This is a genomic window from Streptomyces sp. DSM 120436 (assembly GCF_055778765.1).
The window spans coordinates 814,203-829,944 of record NZ_JBSKBS010000002.1; the positions used below are offsets into that span (position 1 = coordinate 814,203).

Sequence of the window (15,742 nt, forward strand, 5' to 3'; positions counted from 1 at the left end):
GCGGCGCCCGCACCGGCCCGTCACCTCGCGGCGGGACGCGTCACCCCGGTCGCGGCTCACACGACCGCTCCCGCGGGTGCCCGCCCCTCGCACGCCGAGGCGGATGCCTCAGCGACCCAGCTCCTTGCGCCCGGCCCGCCGCAGGCGTTGCCTCTGTGACGGGTCGAGGGCGAGATAGGCGGCTGCCGGGACTCCCAGGATGATCAGGAGCGCTGCCCACCAGGGCAGCCAGATGAGCAGAATGAGCCCGGCTGCCACGCCCCCCGCGGCGATCTTCGCGTTCTTCGACATGTGTGTCGCCTCCTTCGCGGCCAGTGCCGCTCTCTGGCGTGAAAACGGGTCCGCGCCGGCGGCGGTTCCTGGCCGCCACCTTGAGACGCCCCTGAAAGATCCCTGAGATGTGCCCCCTAAGGCCTCCAGGTCCCCCGGTCCCAGGTCTCCCGGTCCCGGGTCTACAGGTCCCCGGGTCTCCCGGCAGCCCGCGCCCCGCCCCTCACCATGGTGACCCACCTCACAGCTCAGGGGTACCCGCAGGACGCGCCGAGCATCAGGGCGCGTCCGCGCCGTCCAACCCCGGCAGCAGCGACTCCAGGCCGCTCGGCAGCGCGGTGGGCAGACCGCTCGGCCAGTCGCTGGGCAGCGCGGTCGGGAAGCCGGAGGGCAGTTCCGTGGGGAAGTCCGAGGGCAGCAGCCCGCTCGGGAAATCCGAGGGCAGCAGCCCGCTGGGGAAATCCGGGGGAAGGTCCAGCGATGGGCCCCCCGGGTCCGTGGCGGTCTCGGTGGGCTCCGGGGCCGGGCCGTCCTCGTCCGACGTCACCAGCACGGCGATGGCGACCACCAGGGCCGCCACGATCACGGCGAGCAGCAGGACCAGCAGCCTGCGCCGGCCGGGCCCGCGCCCCGGCCCGCCTCCGCCGCCGTCGGGCGGTCCGGACGCGGATCCGTCCCCGTAGGAGGGCGGGCCGAAACCTCCGCCGTGCGGCGGCGGTGCGCCGTCCGGCGGGCCGGGCGGCTGCTGGGGCGGTACCGGTGGCGTGGCCATGAGCACATCGTCGCCGCGCCCCCGCCCCCGCGCGAGGAGACGGCACGAAAACCGCCCGCCGGTCGTGGCGCCCGCACCTGGAACGCCCCTGTCCGCGCAGGCAACGCGGACAGCGCGCGCCGCGCACACCCCGCGCCCCGGACACGCCCGGCGCCCCGGACACGCCCGGACATGCGCGGGCGCACCCCCACCGACCGCACCGACCGAACAGCGCCGCGCCCCCGTGCCCGGCCCACGGAGCCACGGCGCCCGAACCGCGACCGGGGCGCGCCTCGGCACCCGGCGGTGACCAGGGGCCCGCCCCGAGGGACGAGCCCCTGCGCGCGGGACGTCAGCCGCGCGCTCCCAGCAGGTGGTCCATCGCCAGCTGGTCGAGGCGCTCGAAGGCCATGCCCCGGGCGGCGGCCGCGTCCGGGTCGAAGTCCTCGAAGGCGGACCGGTCGTCGAGCAGCGCCTGGAGGCCGTCGGCCGCCGTGGGCTGGGCGAGCTGGTCCAGGCGGGCGGCGCGCAGCGCCTCCTGGACCTCCGGGTCGGCACGGAAGGCCGCCGCGCGCTCCTTGAGGATCAGGTAGTTGCGCATGCAGCCGGCCGCGGAGGCCCACACGCCGTCGAAGTCCTCGGTCCGCGGCGGCTTGAAGTCGAAGTGGCGCGGGCCCTCGTACCCGGCCGACTCCAGCAGGTCGACCAGCCAGAACGCGGCGCGCAGGTCGCCCGCGCCGAAGCGCAGGTCCTGGTCGTACTTGATGCCGGACTGGCCGTTGAGGTCGATGTGGAACAGCTTGCCCGCCCACAGGGCCTGGGCGATGCCGTGCGGGAAGTTGAGCCCGGCCATCTGCTCGTGGCCGACCTCCGGGTTGACCCCGTACAGCTCCGGGCGCTCGAGGCGCTCGATGAAGGCGAGGGCGTGGCCGATGGTCGGGAGGAGGATGTCGCCGCGGGGCTCGTTCGGCTTCGGCTCGATGGCGAAGCGGATGTCGTAGCCCTGGGAGGTGACGTACTCGCCGAGCAGGTCGAAGGCCTCCTTCATGCGGTCCAGCGCGACCCGGACGTCCTTCGCGGCGCCGGACTCGGCGCCCTCGCGACCGCCCCAGGCGACGTAGGTCTGCGCGCCGAGCTCGACCGCGAGGTCGATGTTGCGGATGGTCTTGCGCAGCGCGTACCGGCGCACGTCACGGTCGTTCGCGGTGAAGCCGCCGTCCTTGAACACCGGGTGGGTGAACAGGTTGGTGGTCGCCATCGGGACCTTCATGCCGGTCTCGTCCAGCGCCTGGCGGAAGCGCTTGATGTGCTCGGCGCGCTCGCTGTCGCTCGCGCCGAAGGGGATGAGGTCGTCGTCGTGGAAGGTCACGCCGTGGGCGCCGAGCTCGGCGAGGCGGCGGACGGACTCGGCCGGGTCGAGGGCGCCGCGGGTGGCGTCGCCGAAGGGGTCCCGTCCCTGCCAGCCGACGGTCCACAGGCCGAACGTGAACTTGTCCTCGGGGGTGGGCTGGTAGCTCATGCCGCGGCTCCTTGCTCGCTGAGACTATTTCGTCATGGCGGTTTACAAATTAGTATGCAGGAACATTTCTGGGAAGAGACACACCCCGCCGGGGCGCGGAAGAGGGAGAGACCGATGTCAGCAGCCGAGGGTCCGCTCGTCGTCGGCGTGGACACATCCACCCAGTCCACCAAGGCCCTGGTCGTCGACGTGGCGACCGGCAGGGTCGTCGCGAGCGGCCAGGCGCCGCACACGGTGACCTCGGGCGCGGGGCGGGAGAGCGATCCGCGTCAGTGGTGGGACGCCCTGACCGAGGCGCTGCGGCAGTGCGGCGAGGCGGCGCACGAGGCCGCGGCGGTGTCGATCGGCGGGCAGCAGCACGGGCTGGTCACGCTGGACGGGCACGGCGAGCCGGTCCGCCCGGCGCTGCTGTGGAACGACGTGCGGTCCGCCCCGCAGGCGAGCCGGCTGGTGGAGGAGCTGGGCGGCGCGAAGGCGTGGGCCGAGCGGACCGGCAGCCTGCCGACCGCGTCCTTCACGGTCACCAAGTGGGCCTGGCTGGCGGAGCACGAGCCGGACGCGGTGCGCGCCACCAAGGCGGTGCGGCTGCCCCACGACTATCTGACCGAGCGGCTCACCGGGCAGGGCACCACCGACCGCGGCGACGCCTCGGGCACCGGCTGGTGGGCGTCCGCCACGGAGGCGTACGACGAGGAGATCCTGGCGCACGTCGGGCTGGACCCGGCGCTGCTGCCGCGCGTGGTGCGGCCGGGCGAGGTGGCCGGCACCGTGCGCGACGCGCATGATCTGCCGTTCTCCAAGGGCACGCTGGTGGCGTGCGGCACAGGCGACAACGCCGCTGCCGCGCTGGGCCTCGGGGTGCGCCCCGGCACGCCGGTGATGAGCCTCGGCACGTCGGGCACCGTGTACGCGGTGTCGGAGCGGCGGCCCGCCGATCCGACCGGCACGGTGGCGGGCTTCGCCGACGCGCGCGGCGACTGGCTGCCGCTGGCCTGCACCCTCAACTGCACGCTCGCCGTGGACCGGGTCGCCGACCTGCTGGGTCTGGACCGCGAGGCCGTCGAACCGGGCCGCGGCATCACGCTGCTGCCCTTCCTGGACGGCGAGCGCACCCCCAACCTCCCGCATTCCTCGGGTCTGTTGCACGGTCTGCGGCACGACACCACCGGCGGCCAGCTGCTCCAGGCCGCCTACGACGGCGCCGTCCACTCCCTGCTGGCCGCGCTCGACCTGGTCCTCGACGAGGACGCCGACCCGTCGACGCCTCTGCTGCTGATCGGCGGCGGCGCCCGCGGCACGGCCTGGCAGCAGACCGTACGGCGGCTGTCCGGGCGGCCCGTGCAGGTGCCCGAGGCGAAGGAGCTGGTCGCGCTCGGCGCGGCGGCCCAGGCGGCCGGGCTGCTCACCGGGGAGGACCCGGCCGCGGTCGCCCGGCGCTGGGACACGGCGGCCGGGCCGGTGCTGGACGCGGTGGAGCGGGACGAGGAGACCCTGTCCCGGCTGGCCGGGGTACTCTCCGACGCGGCCCCGCTGCTGGAGCGCGCCCCGGACCACGGCTGACGCCCCGGCGACCACCGCCCCACGGCGGCCGCGTCACGGCCGCCGTGGACGTCCGCCGGGCGCGGACGGCACCGACCCGAGGATTGACGGAGGAATGAGCACACCGCTGCACGAGGCCCGCCCGGCAGGTCAGGGGCGCGGCCTGCCCGACACCCAGCAGGGCATGCGCCGCCGCAACCTGTCGCGGGTGATGCACACCGTCCGGGACGAGGGGCCGCTGTCCCGAGCCGCCGTCGCCTCCCGGATCGGCCTGACGCGCGCGGCGGTGTCCACGCTGGTCGACGAACTCATCCGCACCGGGCTGCTGGAGGAGCTGGGCCCGGAGCGGCCCGGACGCGTGGGCCGTCCCGGTTCGGCTCTCGCGGTCAGCGGGCGGGGTCCCGCGGGCATCGGCGCCGAGGTCGGCGTCGACCACCTCGCGGTGTGCGCGGTCGACCTGCGCGGGCAGGTCCGGGCGCGGGCGGTGCGGCACGTGCCGAACCGGGACCGCTCCCCCGAGCCCGTGCTCGGGGAGCTCACCGAACTGATCCACCGGGTGGTGGCCGAGGCGGAGGGCGAGGGCCTGTGGCCGGCCGGGCTCGCCGTCGCCGTCCCCGGCCTGGTGGCCCGCGACGCCCGGACCGTCGTCCGCGCTCCGAACCTGGGGTGGCTGGATGCGGATCTCGGCCCGCTGCTCCCCGCGACGCTGCCGCTGACCGTGGCCAACGAGGCCAACTTCGGCGCGCTCGCCGAACTGTGGCTCGGCGAGGACGCCCCGCGTGACTTCCTGCACGTGTCGGCCGAGATCGGCATCGGCGCGGCGGTCATCGTGGACGGGCGGGTGCTGCACGGCAACCGCGGGTTCGCGGGCGAGCTGGGCCATGTGCCGGTGTGGCCCGACGGCCCGTCGTGCGCCTGCGGCGGCCGGGGCTGCCTGGAGCAGTACGCCGGCGAGGAGGCGGTGCTGCGCGCGGCCGGCCTGGAACCCGGCGAGGACCGGGTCGGCCTGCTCGCGGGCCGCGCCGAACAGGGCGACACCGCCGTACGGCGTGCCCTGCACGACGCCGGCACGGCGCTGGGCATCGCCCTGACCGGGGCGGTCAATCTGCTGGACCCGGAGAGCGTGGTCCTGGGCGGCGCCCTGTCGGGGCTCTCCCCCTGGCTGCTGCCCTCCCTGCGCGCCGAACTGGCCCGCCGCACGGCCGGGCCGGCCTGCCCGGTCTCCGTCTCCGCCCTGGGCCCCGAGGGCCCGCTGCTGGGCGCCGCCCACTCGGTCGTCCGGGGTGTCCTGGACGACCCGGCGGTGGTGGCCGGACGGGCCTGACCCCCGCGAGGTCGCCCTCCCGGGACCGCCCTGCCGCGCGAACCGCCTCGGCTCCGCGCTGACACACGGCTTCGGGGCCGCCCGGCCGACTGACCGGTGGCCGTGATCAACAGGGGACCGCCGCGACCACGGCGCGCGGTCTCGCGGTGTCCGCGAACAACCCGGCCGGCCTCACCGCGACATCTGCCGCACGGGTACCCGCGAGCGGAGCGTGCGGGCACCCCCAAGCCAGGCGTACGGCCGCCCCGCAAGCTGGGCGGCGTGCGGGCGCCCCGCCCTCACGCCCCTCTCACGGCCGCAAGCCGCTGACGATGTCCGCCGTGGCCGTCAGGCCGCTGTGGATCGTGGGGGCGATGCTGGTGCTGGCCAGGTAGAAGCCGAGCAGCAGGCACACCAGGGCATGGGAGACCTTCAGCCCGCTGTTGCGCAGGAAGATCACCGCCAGGACCGAGAGCAGCAGCACCACAGAGATGGAAATGGCCATCGTCAACCTCCTCCGCCACGCCTGTTTCGCGGCGTTCGGCCGCAAGTGTGGCGTAGCGGAGGGTTTGTCCGGGCGGCTGACCTGTCCGCCGAACGTGTGGTGTCACGCCTTCCGGTGGGCGTCGAGGAACGCTTCCAGTCCCGCGAGGTCGTCGGTGTTGAGGTGGTCGACGTCCGCCGCGACCAGTTCTCCCCACAGCGCGTCACGGGCGGGACCCGGCACGTCCGGGGTGGCCCAGAAGCGCACCCGCTGCCCTCGGGCGTGAGCCGTGCGCACCAGTGTGCGCAGCTTCCGGCGTTCCGCCTCGGGGAAGACGCCGACGCCCTGCCAGGTGAAGTGGAGGGTCCAGTTGTCGCTGATCAACGGCGCGAACGAGGCGGGTGCGGGGCCGCCGAGGTCGGTGAGCCGGCCGTCGTAGAAGGCGTGGCGGATCCGCTGGGCCTCCATGGGCGCGCGGGCGGCGCGGTCGCCGGAGACGACGGCGGTGACCGGCCCGGGGAACACCCTGCCGTGCGCGTATGTCGTGAACAGGCCCTTGTGGCGCCGCAGTCGGCGGTCGAGTTCCGCGTAGGTGGAGGCGCCCTCGGTCTTGAGGTCGATGAGGAGTTGGAGCGATCCGCGGTGGCCCCGGTACACCGTGCCGCGGTGGGCGCGGACGCGGGCGGCGAGCGGGTTCAGGTACAGCGACTCCAGGGTGCGGGCGGGGTCGAGGTCCTCGGGGTCGTGGGCGACCAGCAGCCGTCCGTCCACGAGGTGGATGTCCGCCTCGACACTGCCGAAGCGGTGGTCGAGGGCGTCGGACAGCGGGCGGGGGTGCTCGTAGTCGTTGTGCGCGTGGGCGCGCCACAACGGGCGGGCGCGGCGCGGGTGCTGACCGGCCAGCGCCTGGGCCGCGGGGAGGGCGACCGGGGTCGCGAGGGCGGCGCCGAGGGCGGTGAGGGCTCTGCGACGGGTGGTGAGGGCCATGCTCTGCCTCCCTGAAGTGCTGTACGGGGTCCCGGTGAGTATGGGGTCCCGCCGCGCACAAGGAGCAGAGACGTGCGAGGAGTTGGCCGGTTCGCCGTCGGCCGTTCACCCACGAGCGGCGGCCCGCCCACCCCGGACGGGGGAGGGCGGGCCGCCGACTGGACACCCGTCAGGGCGCGCGCAGATCCACCAGCTCCGCCAGCGCCTCCCGGTGCGCGCCCGCCGTGCCGTAGGCGATCGAGTCGGCCTTGGCGCGCTTGAGGCGCAGGTGCACCGGATGTTCCCAGGTCATGCCGATGCCGCCGTGCAGTTGCAGGGCCTCCTCGGCGGCGCGGACGGTGACGGGCGCGGCGAAGGCCTGCGCCACGGTGACCGAGACCTCCGTATCCTCGCCGGTCGCGAGGGCGTCGGCGGCGGCCCGTGCGGCGGCGCGGAGGTGGACGGTCTCCAGCCACAGCTGCGCGAGCCGGTGCTTGAGCGCCTGGAAGCCGCCGACGGGCCGGTTGAACTGCGTGCGCTCCTTCAGGTACCGCACGGTTTCGGTCAACGCCCATTCGGCGATCCCCAGTTGTTCCGAGGCGAGCAGTCCCGCCCCGGCCCGCAGGGCGCGTCGTACGGCGGGCTCCGCGTCACCGACGCGGTGGCCGGGCGCGGCGTCGAGAGTGACGCGGGCGAGGGGCCGGGTGAGGTCGAGGGACGTCTGCGGGGTGACGGTGACCGCGTCGGCCGTCACCGCGTACAGCCCGCCGTCGTCCGCCGGCACCAGCAGGACGTCGGCGACGGCGGCGTCCGCGATGCCCGTCAGCTCGCCGTGCAGGGTGCCGTCGTCCACGCGGACGGTGGCGAACGGTGCGCCGGGGGCGGTGTGCAGTCCGACCGCGAGCGCGCCGATCCGGCGTCCGGACGCCAGGCCGGCGAGCACGTCGTCGCCGTCCGCACAGGCCAGCAGTGCCTCGGTGGCCACCACGGCGCTCGTCAGGTACGGCACGGGGGCGACCGCGCGGCCCAGCTCCTCCAGCACGACGGCGGCTTCGCGGTGGGTCGCGCCCTGGCCGCCCCGGTCCTCGGGGACCAGCAGCCCGGCGAGGCCCATGCCCTCGGCGAGGGTCTTCCACAGGGCCGGGTCGTGCGGCGCGTCCGACTCGGCGCGGGCCAGCACGGCCGTCGTGTCGCAGTGGTCGGTGAGCAGGTCCCGGACGGCGGCGCGCAGCGCCTCTTCCTCCTCCGAGTACAGCAGGTCGGGACGGTTGCTCATCGGGCGAGGTCCTTCCAGGCGACGTCCTTGTCGGTGCGCGGCTCGGCGGGCAGGCCCAGGACGCGCTCGGCGACGATGTTCAGCAGGACCTCGCTGGTCCCGCCCTCGATGCTGTTGCCCTTGGAGCGCAGGTAGCGGTAGCCGGCGTCACGGCCGGTGAAGTCGACGTGGTCGGGGCGGCGCATGGTCCAGTCGTCGTACAACAGGCCCTCCTCGCCGCGCAGTTCCACCTCCAGTCCGCTGATCTCCTGGTTGAGGCGGGCGAACGCGAGCTTCATGCCGGCGCCCTCGGGGCCGGGCTGTCCGGCGACGAGCTGCTGGCGCAGGCGTTCGCCGGTGAGCCGGGCGACCTCCGCCTCGACCCACAGCTTCAGCAGCCGCTGGTGCAGGTCGTGGGTGCGCAGTCCGGGGCGTTCGCGCCAGGTCCTGGCGACCGGGCCGATCATGCCGCCCTCGCGGGGCAGCCGCATCCCGCCGATGGCGACGCGCTCGTTGTTCAGGGTGGTCTGGGCGACCCGCCAGCCGTCGCCGACCTCGCCGAGGCGGTGGGCGTCGGGGATGCGGACGCCGGTGAGGAACACCTCGTTGAACTCGGCCTCGCCGGTGATCTGGCGCAGCGGCCGCACCTCGACACCGGGGTCGGTCATGTCGCACACGAAGTAGGTGATGCCCCGGTGCTTGGGCACGCCCGGGTCGGTGCGCGCGATGAGGATGGCCCAGCGGGCGAGGTGGGCGCTGGACGTCCACACCTTCTGCCCGTCGACCACCCACGTGTCTCCCTCGCGGACGGCGCGGGTGCCGAGCGCGGCCAGGTCGGAGCCGGCGCCGGGCTCGCTGAAGAGCTGGCACCAGACCTCCTCCCCGGTCCACAGCGGCTTCAGGAAGCGCGCCTTCTGCTCCTCGGTGCCGTACTGGAGGATCGTCGGGGCGGCCATGCCCAGGCCGATGCCGATGCGGCGCGGGTCGTTGTCGGGGGCGCCGGCGGCCTCCAGCTCGGCGTCCACGACGGCCTGGAGCGAGCGCGGCAGGCCGAGGCCGCCGAGCCCTTCGGGGAAGTGGACCCAGGCGAGTCCGGCGTCGAAGCGGGCGCGCAGGAAGTCCAGGCGCTCCGTCTCGGCGGGCGGGTGCGCGGCCAGCAACTCGCGGGTACGGCGGCGCAGTTCGTCGGCGTCGGTCATGCGGTGGCTCCGTTCTCCCCGGACGGCAGCACGGTGACGCGGCCGGTGGTGACGCCCTCGACGACCCGCTGCACGGCGTCGGCGGCCCCGGCGAGCGGCACGCGCTCGCTCACCAGCGGCTTGATCGCGCCCCGGGCGGCGAGGTCGGTGAGCTGTTCGTGGCAGTCCCGGACCAGCTTGGGGTCCTTGGTGTTGTACAAGCCCCAGTGGAGGCCGAGGATCGCGTAGTTCTTGATCAGGGCGTGGTTGAGGCCGGGGCTGGGGATGGTGCCGCTGGCGAAGCCGATGATCACGATCCTGCCCTCGAAGGCGACGGTCTTGGCGGACTGGGCGTAGGCCTCGCCGCCGACGGGGTCGAAGATCACGTCCGCGCCGCGTCCGCCGGTGGCCTCCTTGACCGCGGCGACGACGTCCTGCTCGCGCCGGTCGATCACCACGTCGCAGCCCAGGCCGCGGGCCACGGCGGCCTTGTCGGCGCCGCCCGCCACACCGACGACGGTGGCGCCGGCCGCCTTGCCGAGCTGCACGGCGGCGCTGCCCACCCCGCCCGCGGCGGCGTGCACGAGCAGGGTCTCGCCGGCCTCCAGGCGGGCCCGGCGGTGCAGGGCGAACCAGGCGGTCTGGTAGCCGATGTGCAGGGCCGCGGCCTCGGCGTCGTCCAGCGCGTCCGGGGCGGGCAGCAGCGCGGCGGCGTCCGCGACGGCGTACTCGGCGAAACCGCCGTGCGGCAGCACCGGATTGGCGAGCACCCGGCGGCCGTCCTCGGTCTCGCCGCAGATCTCCACGCCCGGGGTGAACGGCAGCGGCGGCCGGACCTGGTAGTGCCCCCGGCACATCAGGGCGTCCGGGAAGTTGATGTTGGCGGCGCGCACCCGGAGCAGCACCTGCCCCTCGCCGGGCGCCGGCCGCCCGACGTCCGCGAGGCGCATCACCTCGCCCGGCTCGCCGAGTTCGTGCACTTGCCATGCCTGCATGCGGGGCCTCCACGGGACGGTGAACGTCGTCTTCGCTGACCGGGTCTCCGCATACTAAGCGGTCGCTTGCCTCAAGGGAACCGTCCCGCGCCCGCCGGCCGGCTCACCCCTTGCCCTTCGGCCGCGCCCGCACGTGCATCCGCTCCCCCTGCGGCCCGAAAAGGCTGAGGAACTCCACCGGCCCCTCCCCCGTCGACCCGAACCAGTGCGGCACCCGCGTGTCGAACTCGGCCGCCTCCCCCGCCGTCAGCACCACGTCGTGGTCGCCCAGCACCAGCCGCAGCTTCCCGGAGAGCACGTACAGCCACTCGTAGCCCTCGTGGGTGCGCGGGTCGGGCTCCAGCCTCCGCTTCGGTTCGAGCACCTTGTACGCCTGGAGCCCGCCGGGCTGCCGGGTGAGCGGCCAGTGGGTGCGCCCGCCGCGCTCGATCGGCCGGGCACGCACCCGCGGATCGCCCGCCGGGGGCGCGCCGACCAGCTCGTCCAGCGGCACCTGGTGGGCCTGCGCGATGGGCAGCAGCAGGTCCAGGCCGGGTTTGCGCTGCCCGGACTCCAGCCGGGACAGGGTGCTCACGGAGATGCCGGTCGCCTCCGCCAGCGCCGCGAGCGTCACCTCCCGCTCCTTCCTGATCCGGCGCAGCCGGGGGCCCACTTCCGCGAGAACGTCGTCTATCACCATGCGGACATTGCAGTTTCGGCAACCTCGTTTGTCAATCCGTGGGGTCTGGGGCGACCGTCGGTCGTGGAGGTGGTCACGATGACCGAGACGGATCGCAGGGACAGCCGCTACGACGTGGTCGTGGTGGGCGGAGGCGCGGCGGGACTGTCGGCCGCGCTGGTGCTGGGACGGGCCCGGCACCGCACGCTGGTGGTCGACGCGGGCGAACCGCGCAACGCGCCCTCGGCGCACATGCAGGGTTACCTGAGCCGGGACGGGATGGCGCCGGCGGACTTCCTGGCGCTCGGCCGGGAGGAGATCGCGGCCTACGGGGTGGACCTCGTCCGCGACCGCGTCGTGGACGCCGCCCCCGGCGAGGACTTCACGGTGACGCTGGACGGGGGCGGGAGGGTGCGCGCCCGGCGGCTGGTCGTGGCGACCGGGCTGAAGGACGAGCTGCCGGACGTCCCCGGGGTCGCCGAGCGGTTCGGGCGGGACGTGCTGCACTGCCCGTTCTGCCACGGCTGGGAGGTGCGCGACCGGCCCTTCGGGGTGCTCGCGTCGAGCGCGGCGGGCGTGCACCAGGCGCTGATGGTGTCCCGGTGGTCGAAGGACGTCAGCTTCTTCCTGCACCGGGTCGCCGAGGAGGAGCTGTCCGACCTGGACCTGCGCCGGCTGGCCGCGGCCGGGGTGGGCGTGGTGCCGGGCGAGGTCGCCGCTCTGGAGGTCGAGGACGACCGGCTCACCGGCGTGCGGATGGCCGACGGCACGGTGCACTCCCGGTCGGTGCTGTTCGTCGCACCGCGCCCGCTCCCGCGGACGGGGCTGCTGGAGCGGTTGGGCGCGGAGATGCGCGAGACGCCGTTCGGGACGTACCCGGTGGTCGACCCGAACGGGCTGACCAGCGTGCCGGGCGTGTGGGCGGCGGGCAACGCGATCGGCTTCGCCGAGCAGGTGGTGCACGCGGCGAGCGGCGGCTACCGGGCGGCCGCCGCGATCGTCGGCGACCTGCGGATGGCGGACCTGGACGCGACGCTCACCGGATGACCGCTCCGCCGGAGGTGTAGGAGGCACGCCTTCGTAGCACCCTGACTGCATGCTGCTGTCCCGTCTGGCCCAGGTGTCCCAGGAGGTGGCCGCCGCCTCGGCGCGGTCGCGGAAGACCGCGCTGCTCGCCGAGCTGTTCCGGGAGGCCGGGCCGGACGACGTCCCGGTCGTCATCCCGTATCTGGCGGGGCGGCTGCCGCAGGGACGGATCGGGGTCGGCTGGAAGGTGCTGAGCCGTCCGGTCCCGCCCGCCGCCGAGCCGTCCCTGACGGTGCGCGAGGTGGACGCGCTGCTCACCCGGCTCGCCGAGGTGTCGGGACCGGGCTCCCAGACGGAACGCGCCCGGCTGGCCGGTGAGCTGCTGGGCGCGTCCACCGAGGCCGAGCAGCGGTTCCTGACGGGGCTGCTGACCGGCGAGGTCCGCCAGGGCGCGCTGGACGCGCTGGCGGCGGAGGGGCTGGCCCGGGCGACGGGCGCGGACCCGGCGGACGTACGGCGGGCGGTGATGCTCGCGGGCTCCCTCCAGCCGGTCGCGGGGGCGCTGCTGGCGGACGGGCCGGAGGCGCTGGAGCGGTTCCGGCTCACCGTCGGGCGCCCGGTGCAGCCGATGCTGGCGCACAGCGCCTCCTCGGTCGCCGAGGCGGTCGGGAAGCTGGGCGTCTGCGCGGTCGAGGAGAAGCTCGACGGCATCCGCGTCCAGGTGCACCGCGACGGCGACGCCGTGCGGGTGCACACCCGCACCCTCGACGACATCACCGACCGGCTGCCCGAGGTGACCGCGGCGGCGCGGGAGCTGCCGGTGGAGCGGTTCATCCTGGACGGCGAGGTCATCTCCTTCGACGCCACCGGGCGCCCGCGGTCCTTCCAGGAGACCGCCGGGCGGGTCGGCTCCCGGGTGGACGTGGCGACGGCCGCCCGGGAGACGCCGGTCTCCCCCGTGTTCTTCGACGCGCTGTCGGTCGACGGCCGGGACCTGCTGGACCTGCCGTTCGCCGAGCGGCACGCGGAACTGGTCCGGCTGGTGCCGGAGCCGATGCGGGTGCGGCGCACCGTGGTGGACGGCCCCGACGGCCTGGAGGCGGCGGAGCGGTTCCTCGCGCGGACCCTGGAGCGCGGCCACGAGGGCGTCGTGGTCAAGGGTCTGGAGGCCCCCTACAGCGCGGGGCGGCGCGGGGCGTCCTGGCTGAAGGTCAAGCCGGTGCACACGCTGGACCTGGTGGTGCTGGCCGCCGAGTGGGGCCACGGCCGGCGCACCGGGAAGCTGTCCAACCTGCACCTGGGCGCCCGCACCGCCGACGGCGGCTTCGCGATGCTCGGCAAGACCTTCAAGGGCATGACCGACGCGATGCTCCGGTGGCAGACCGAGCGGCTGCGGGAGATCGCGGTCGGCGAGAGCGGCGGGACGGTGACCGTGCGCCCCGAACTCGTCGTGGAGATCGCCTACGACGGCCTGCAGCGCTCCAGCCGCTACCCGGCCGGTGTCACCCTGCGCTTCGCCCGGGTGATCCGCTACCGCGAGGACAAGCGCCCGGAGGAGGCGGACACCGTCGGGACCGTGCTCGCCGCGCACCCGGGGGTGCGGCCGTGACGAGGGCCCGGAGCGCGGGGCTGCTGCTGTTCCGGCGCGCCGGGGAGGGCGTCGAGGTGCTGCTCGGCCACATGGGCGGCCCGTTCTTCGCGCGCCGGGACGCCGGGGCGTGGACCGTGCCGAAGGGCGAGTACGACCCCGCCGAGCCCGCCTGGGAGGCGGCGCGCCGCGAGTTCGAGGAGGAGCTGGGGCTGCCGCCGCCGGACGGGGAGGCGGTGCCGCTCGGGCAGGTCCGCCAGGCGGGCGGCAAGGTGGTCACCGCGTGGGCGGTGGAGGCCGACCTGGACCCGGCGTCGGCCGTCCCCGGCACGTTCGCCATGGAGTGGCCGCCCGGGTCGGGGCGGACGCGGGAGTTCCCGGAGCTGGACCGGGTCGCCTGGTTCCCCCTCGACCGGGCCCGCGAGGTGGTCGTCCCGGCACAGACCGCGTTTCTGGACCGCCTGGCGGAGCACTCGCTCCGAGAGGCCTCCCCGCGTTGCGCGGCCCGTCGGCGCGCGGGAAGGTCGTCAGAGCACCGCCCGTCCCATGGAGGCCAGTGATGCACATCGCCACGGTGAATCCGGCGAACGGCGAGACCGTCAAGACGTACCACCCCATGGACGAGGACGAGCTGGAACGCCGGCTCCGGCTCGCGGAGGCCACCTTCCGCACGTACCGGACGACGACCTTCGAGGAGCGTTCCCGCCTGCTGCACCGGGCCGCCGAGATCCTCGACGAGGACCGGGACGCCGTCGGCAAGGTGATCACCACGGAGATGGGCAAGCCGATCGCGCAGGCCCGCGCGGAGGCCGCGAAGTGCGCCAAGGCGATGCACTGGTACGCCGACCACGCGGCCGAGCTGCTGGCCGACGAGGAGCCCGACGCGTCCGACGTGAAGGACTCCGGCGCCTCCCGGGTCCTGGTGCGCTACCGCCCGCTGGGCCCGGTGCTCGCGGTGATGCCGTGGAACTTCCCGCTGTGGCAGGTGGTGCGGTTCGCCGCCCCCGCCCTGATGGCGGGCAACGTCGGACTGCTCAAGCACGCGTCGAACGTGCCGGGGACCGCCCTGTACCTGGAGGACCTGTTCCACCGCGCGGGCTTCACCGAGGGCACGTTCCAGACCCTGCTGATCGGCTCCGCCACCGTCGACGACCTGCTGCGCGACGAGCGGATCAAGGCGGCGACCCTCACCGGGAGCGAGCCCGCGGGCCGGGCCGTCGCCTCCACCGCCGGCGAGATGATCAAGAAGACGGTGCTGGAGCTGGGCGGCAGCGACCCCTTCGTGGTCATGCCCTCCGCCGACCTGGACCGGGCCGCCGAGGTCGCGGTGACCGCCCGGGTGCAGAACGCCGGGCAGTCCTGCATCGCCGCCAAGCGGTTCATCGTGCACACGGACGTCTACGACGCCTTCGCCGAGCGGTTCGTGGCGGGCATGAAGGCGCTGAAGGTGGGCGACCCCATGGACGAGGACACCGACGTCGGCCCGCTCTCCAGCGAACAGGGCCGCACGGACCTGGAGGAGCTGGTCGACGACGCGGTACGGGCCGGCGCCACGGTGCTGTGCGGTGGCGAACGTCCCGACGGACCGGGCTGGTTCTACCCGCCGACCGTGCTGGCCGGGGTCGGCCGGGAGATGCGCATCCACCGGGAGGAGGCCTTCGGTCCGGTCGCCACGCTCTACCGCGCGGCCGACCTGGACGAGGCGGTGCTCATCGCCAACGACTCGCCGTTCGGGCTGAGTTCCAACGTCTGGACGCGCGACGAGGCGGAGATCGACCGGTTCGTCCGGGATCTGGAGGCGGGCGGCGTGTACGTCAACGGCATGACGGCCTCCCACCCCGCGTTCCCCTTCGGCGGCGTGAAGCGGTCGGGCTACGGGCGTGAGCTGTCCGGGCACGGAATCCGCGAGTTCTGCAACATCACCACGGTTTGGCACGGCGCGTGACGCGCGCACGGCTACGATCCCGACTGTGAACCGCGAAGTGACACTGCCTCTGATCGTCGACGACCGCGGCACCCTCCAGGTGGCGGCCGCCGACGTCAGCAAGCTGCTGCGCACGGTGGGCGGCCGGTGGGTCCGGCTCGTCGAGGCCGGCGAGAGCGGGCTCGACGAGGACACGGTCGCCGCGCTGACGATCGAACTCGCGAAGCTCGCCGACCGCATCGACGTCGCGTGCATCGCCCACAGCAGCGGCACCACGCCATGACGG

15 protein-coding genes and 1 pseudogene are annotated in these 15,742 nt (G+C 74.7%); 7 read left to right on the plus strand and 9 right to left on the minus strand.

The features are described 5' to 3' along the window. Positions 1-108: 108 nt before the first annotated feature. From ACWH4W_RS25610 to xylA, 3 genes are all read right to left on the minus strand, one after another. Positions 109-291: a hypothetical protein gene (locus ACWH4W_RS25610; protein WP_106415338.1), complete on the minus strand. Its 183-nt coding sequence runs from the start codon at positions 289-291 to the stop codon at positions 109-111. Positions 292-547: 256 nt separating this feature from the next. Further along, a complete protein-coding gene (locus ACWH4W_RS25615) occupies positions 548-1,042 on the minus strand; it encodes a hypothetical protein (RefSeq protein WP_473078206.1) in 495 nt (164 codons plus the stop codon). Between the two features lie 331 nt (positions 1,043-1,373). After that, positions 1,374-2,540 carry a xylose isomerase gene (gene xylA / locus ACWH4W_RS25620; RefSeq protein WP_290009234.1) on the minus strand — a complete coding sequence of 389 codons (1,167 nt, stop codon included), beginning with the start codon at positions 2,538-2,540 and terminating at the stop codon, positions 1,374-1,376. A 114-nt stretch (positions 2,541-2,654) separates the two neighbouring features. On the opposite strand from xylA, the gene xylB reads away from it, so the two are divergent. Both xylB and ACWH4W_RS25630 read left to right on the plus strand, forming a co-directional pair. Then, positions 2,655-4,100: a xylulokinase gene (gene xylB, locus ACWH4W_RS25625; RefSeq protein ID WP_473078207.1), complete on the plus strand. Its 1,446-nt coding sequence runs from the start codon at positions 2,655-2,657 to the stop codon at positions 4,098-4,100. A gap of 94 nt (positions 4,101-4,194) precedes the next feature. Continuing rightward, positions 4,195-5,403 carry an ROK family protein gene (locus tag ACWH4W_RS25630; RefSeq protein WP_473078208.1) on the plus strand — a complete coding sequence of 403 codons (1,209 nt, stop codon included), beginning with the start codon at positions 4,195-4,197 and terminating at the stop codon, positions 5,401-5,403. A 289-nt stretch (positions 5,404-5,692) separates the two neighbouring features. Here ACWH4W_RS25630 and ACWH4W_RS25635 read toward each other — a convergent pair whose 3' ends face one another. The 6 genes from ACWH4W_RS25635 to ACWH4W_RS25660 form a co-directional block, all read right to left on the minus strand. After that, positions 5,693-5,887 carry a hypothetical protein gene (locus tag ACWH4W_RS25635; RefSeq protein ID WP_473078209.1) on the minus strand — a complete coding sequence of 65 codons (195 nt, stop codon included), beginning with the start codon at positions 5,885-5,887 and terminating at the stop codon, positions 5,693-5,695. 102 nt (positions 5,888-5,989) lie between these two features. After that, positions 5,990-6,853 (minus strand): phosphatidylinositol-specific phospholipase C/glycerophosphodiester phosphodiesterase family protein, encoded by an 864-nt coding sequence (locus ACWH4W_RS25640; RefSeq protein WP_473078210.1) that lies wholly within the window; start codon positions 6,851-6,853, stop codon positions 5,990-5,992. Positions 6,854-7,022: 169 nt separating this feature from the next. Then, on the minus strand, positions 7,023-8,108 hold the full coding sequence (locus ACWH4W_RS25645) for an acyl-CoA dehydrogenase family protein (RefSeq protein WP_473078211.1): 1,086 nt from the start codon (positions 8,106-8,108) through the stop codon (positions 7,023-7,025). Next, positions 8,105-9,286: an acyl-CoA dehydrogenase family protein gene (locus ACWH4W_RS25650; protein ID WP_473078212.1), complete on the minus strand. Its 1,182-nt coding sequence runs from the start codon at positions 9,284-9,286 to the stop codon at positions 8,105-8,107. Before ACWH4W_RS25650 ends, ACWH4W_RS25645 begins: the two co-directional genes overlap by 4 nt. Beyond that, positions 9,283-10,260, minus strand: coding sequence for an NADPH:quinone oxidoreductase family protein (locus tag ACWH4W_RS25655; protein WP_473078213.1), 978 nt, complete (start codon positions 10,258-10,260; stop codon positions 9,283-9,285). Before ACWH4W_RS25655 ends, ACWH4W_RS25650 begins: the two co-directional genes overlap by 4 nt. A gap of 103 nt (positions 10,261-10,363) precedes the next feature. Further along, positions 10,364-10,939, minus strand: a complete 576-nt coding sequence (locus tag ACWH4W_RS25660) for a helix-turn-helix domain-containing protein (protein ID WP_473078214.1) — start codon at positions 10,937-10,939, stop codon at positions 10,364-10,366. A gap of 78 nt (positions 10,940-11,017) precedes the next feature. On the opposite strand from ACWH4W_RS25660, the gene ACWH4W_RS25665 reads away from it, so the two are divergent. The 5 genes and pseudogenes from ACWH4W_RS25665 (at position 11,018) to ACWH4W_RS25685 (ending at position 15,739) form a co-directional block, all read left to right on the plus strand. After that, positions 11,018-11,965 (plus strand): NAD(P)/FAD-dependent oxidoreductase, encoded by a 948-nt coding sequence (locus ACWH4W_RS25665; RefSeq protein ID WP_473078215.1) that lies wholly within the window; start codon positions 11,018-11,020, stop codon positions 11,963-11,965. 49 nt (positions 11,966-12,014) lie between these two features. Further along, positions 12,015-13,553: an ATP-dependent DNA ligase gene (locus ACWH4W_RS25670; RefSeq protein ID WP_473078216.1), complete on the plus strand. Its 1,539-nt coding sequence runs from the start codon at positions 12,015-12,017 to the stop codon at positions 13,551-13,553. After that, positions 13,550-14,008: pseudogene (locus ACWH4W_RS25675) on the plus strand (NUDIX hydrolase); the annotation flags it as partial. The gene ACWH4W_RS25670 and the pseudogene ACWH4W_RS25675, both read left to right, overlap by 4 nt. Before the next feature lie 83 nt (positions 14,009-14,091). Continuing rightward, on the plus strand, positions 14,092-15,477 hold the full coding sequence (locus ACWH4W_RS25680; RefSeq protein WP_473078217.1) for an NADP-dependent succinic semialdehyde dehydrogenase: 1,386 nt from the start codon (positions 14,092-14,094) through the stop codon (positions 15,475-15,477). Between the two features lie 25 nt (positions 15,478-15,502). Next, a complete protein-coding gene (locus ACWH4W_RS25685) occupies positions 15,503-15,739 on the plus strand; it encodes a DUF6213 family protein (protein WP_106415325.1) in 237 nt (78 codons plus the stop codon). Positions 15,740-15,742: the final 3 nt, after the last annotated feature.

What these genes read in the sequence shown, in the direction of transcription:
- ACWH4W_RS25610 (WP_106415338.1), bottom strand. Translation starts at nt 291, where the DNA reads ATGTCGAAGAACGCGAAGATCGCCGCGGGGGGCGTGGCAGCCGGGCTC.
- ACWH4W_RS25615 (WP_473078206.1), bottom strand. Translation starts at nt 1,042, where the DNA reads ATGGCCACGCCACCGGTACCGCCCCAGCAGCCGCCCGGCCCGCCGGAC.
- xylA (WP_290009234.1), bottom strand. Translation starts at nt 2,540, where the DNA reads ATGAGCTACCAGCCCACCCCCGAGGACAAGTTCACGTTCGGCCTGTGG.
- xylB (WP_473078207.1), top strand. Translation starts at nt 2,655, where the DNA reads ATGTCAGCAGCCGAGGGTCCGCTCGTCGTCGGCGTGGACACATCCACC.
- ACWH4W_RS25630 (WP_473078208.1), top strand. Translation starts at nt 4,195, where the DNA reads ATGAGCACACCGCTGCACGAGGCCCGCCCGGCAGGTCAGGGGCGCGGC.
- ACWH4W_RS25635 (WP_473078209.1), bottom strand. Translation starts at nt 5,887, where the DNA reads ATGGCCATTTCCATCTCTGTGGTGCTGCTGCTCTCGGTCCTGGCGGTG.
- ACWH4W_RS25640 (WP_473078210.1), bottom strand. Translation starts at nt 6,853, where the DNA reads ATGGCCCTCACCACCCGTCGCAGAGCCCTCACCGCCCTCGGCGCCGCC.
- ACWH4W_RS25645 (WP_473078211.1), bottom strand. Translation starts at nt 8,108, where the DNA reads ATGAGCAACCGTCCCGACCTGCTGTACTCGGAGGAGGAAGAGGCGCTG.
- ACWH4W_RS25650 (WP_473078212.1), bottom strand. Translation starts at nt 9,286, where the DNA reads ATGACCGACGCCGACGAACTGCGCCGCCGTACCCGCGAGTTGCTGGCC.
- ACWH4W_RS25655 (WP_473078213.1), bottom strand. Translation starts at nt 10,260, where the DNA reads ATGCAGGCATGGCAAGTGCACGAACTCGGCGAGCCGGGCGAGGTGATG.
- ACWH4W_RS25660 (WP_473078214.1), bottom strand. Translation starts at nt 10,939, where the DNA reads ATGGTGATAGACGACGTTCTCGCGGAAGTGGGCCCCCGGCTGCGCCGG.
- ACWH4W_RS25665 (WP_473078215.1), top strand. Translation starts at nt 11,018, where the DNA reads ATGACCGAGACGGATCGCAGGGACAGCCGCTACGACGTGGTCGTGGTG.
- ACWH4W_RS25670 (WP_473078216.1), top strand. Translation starts at nt 12,015, where the DNA reads ATGCTGCTGTCCCGTCTGGCCCAGGTGTCCCAGGAGGTGGCCGCCGCC.
- ACWH4W_RS25680 (WP_473078217.1), top strand. Translation starts at nt 14,092, where the DNA reads ATGCACATCGCCACGGTGAATCCGGCGAACGGCGAGACCGTCAAGACG.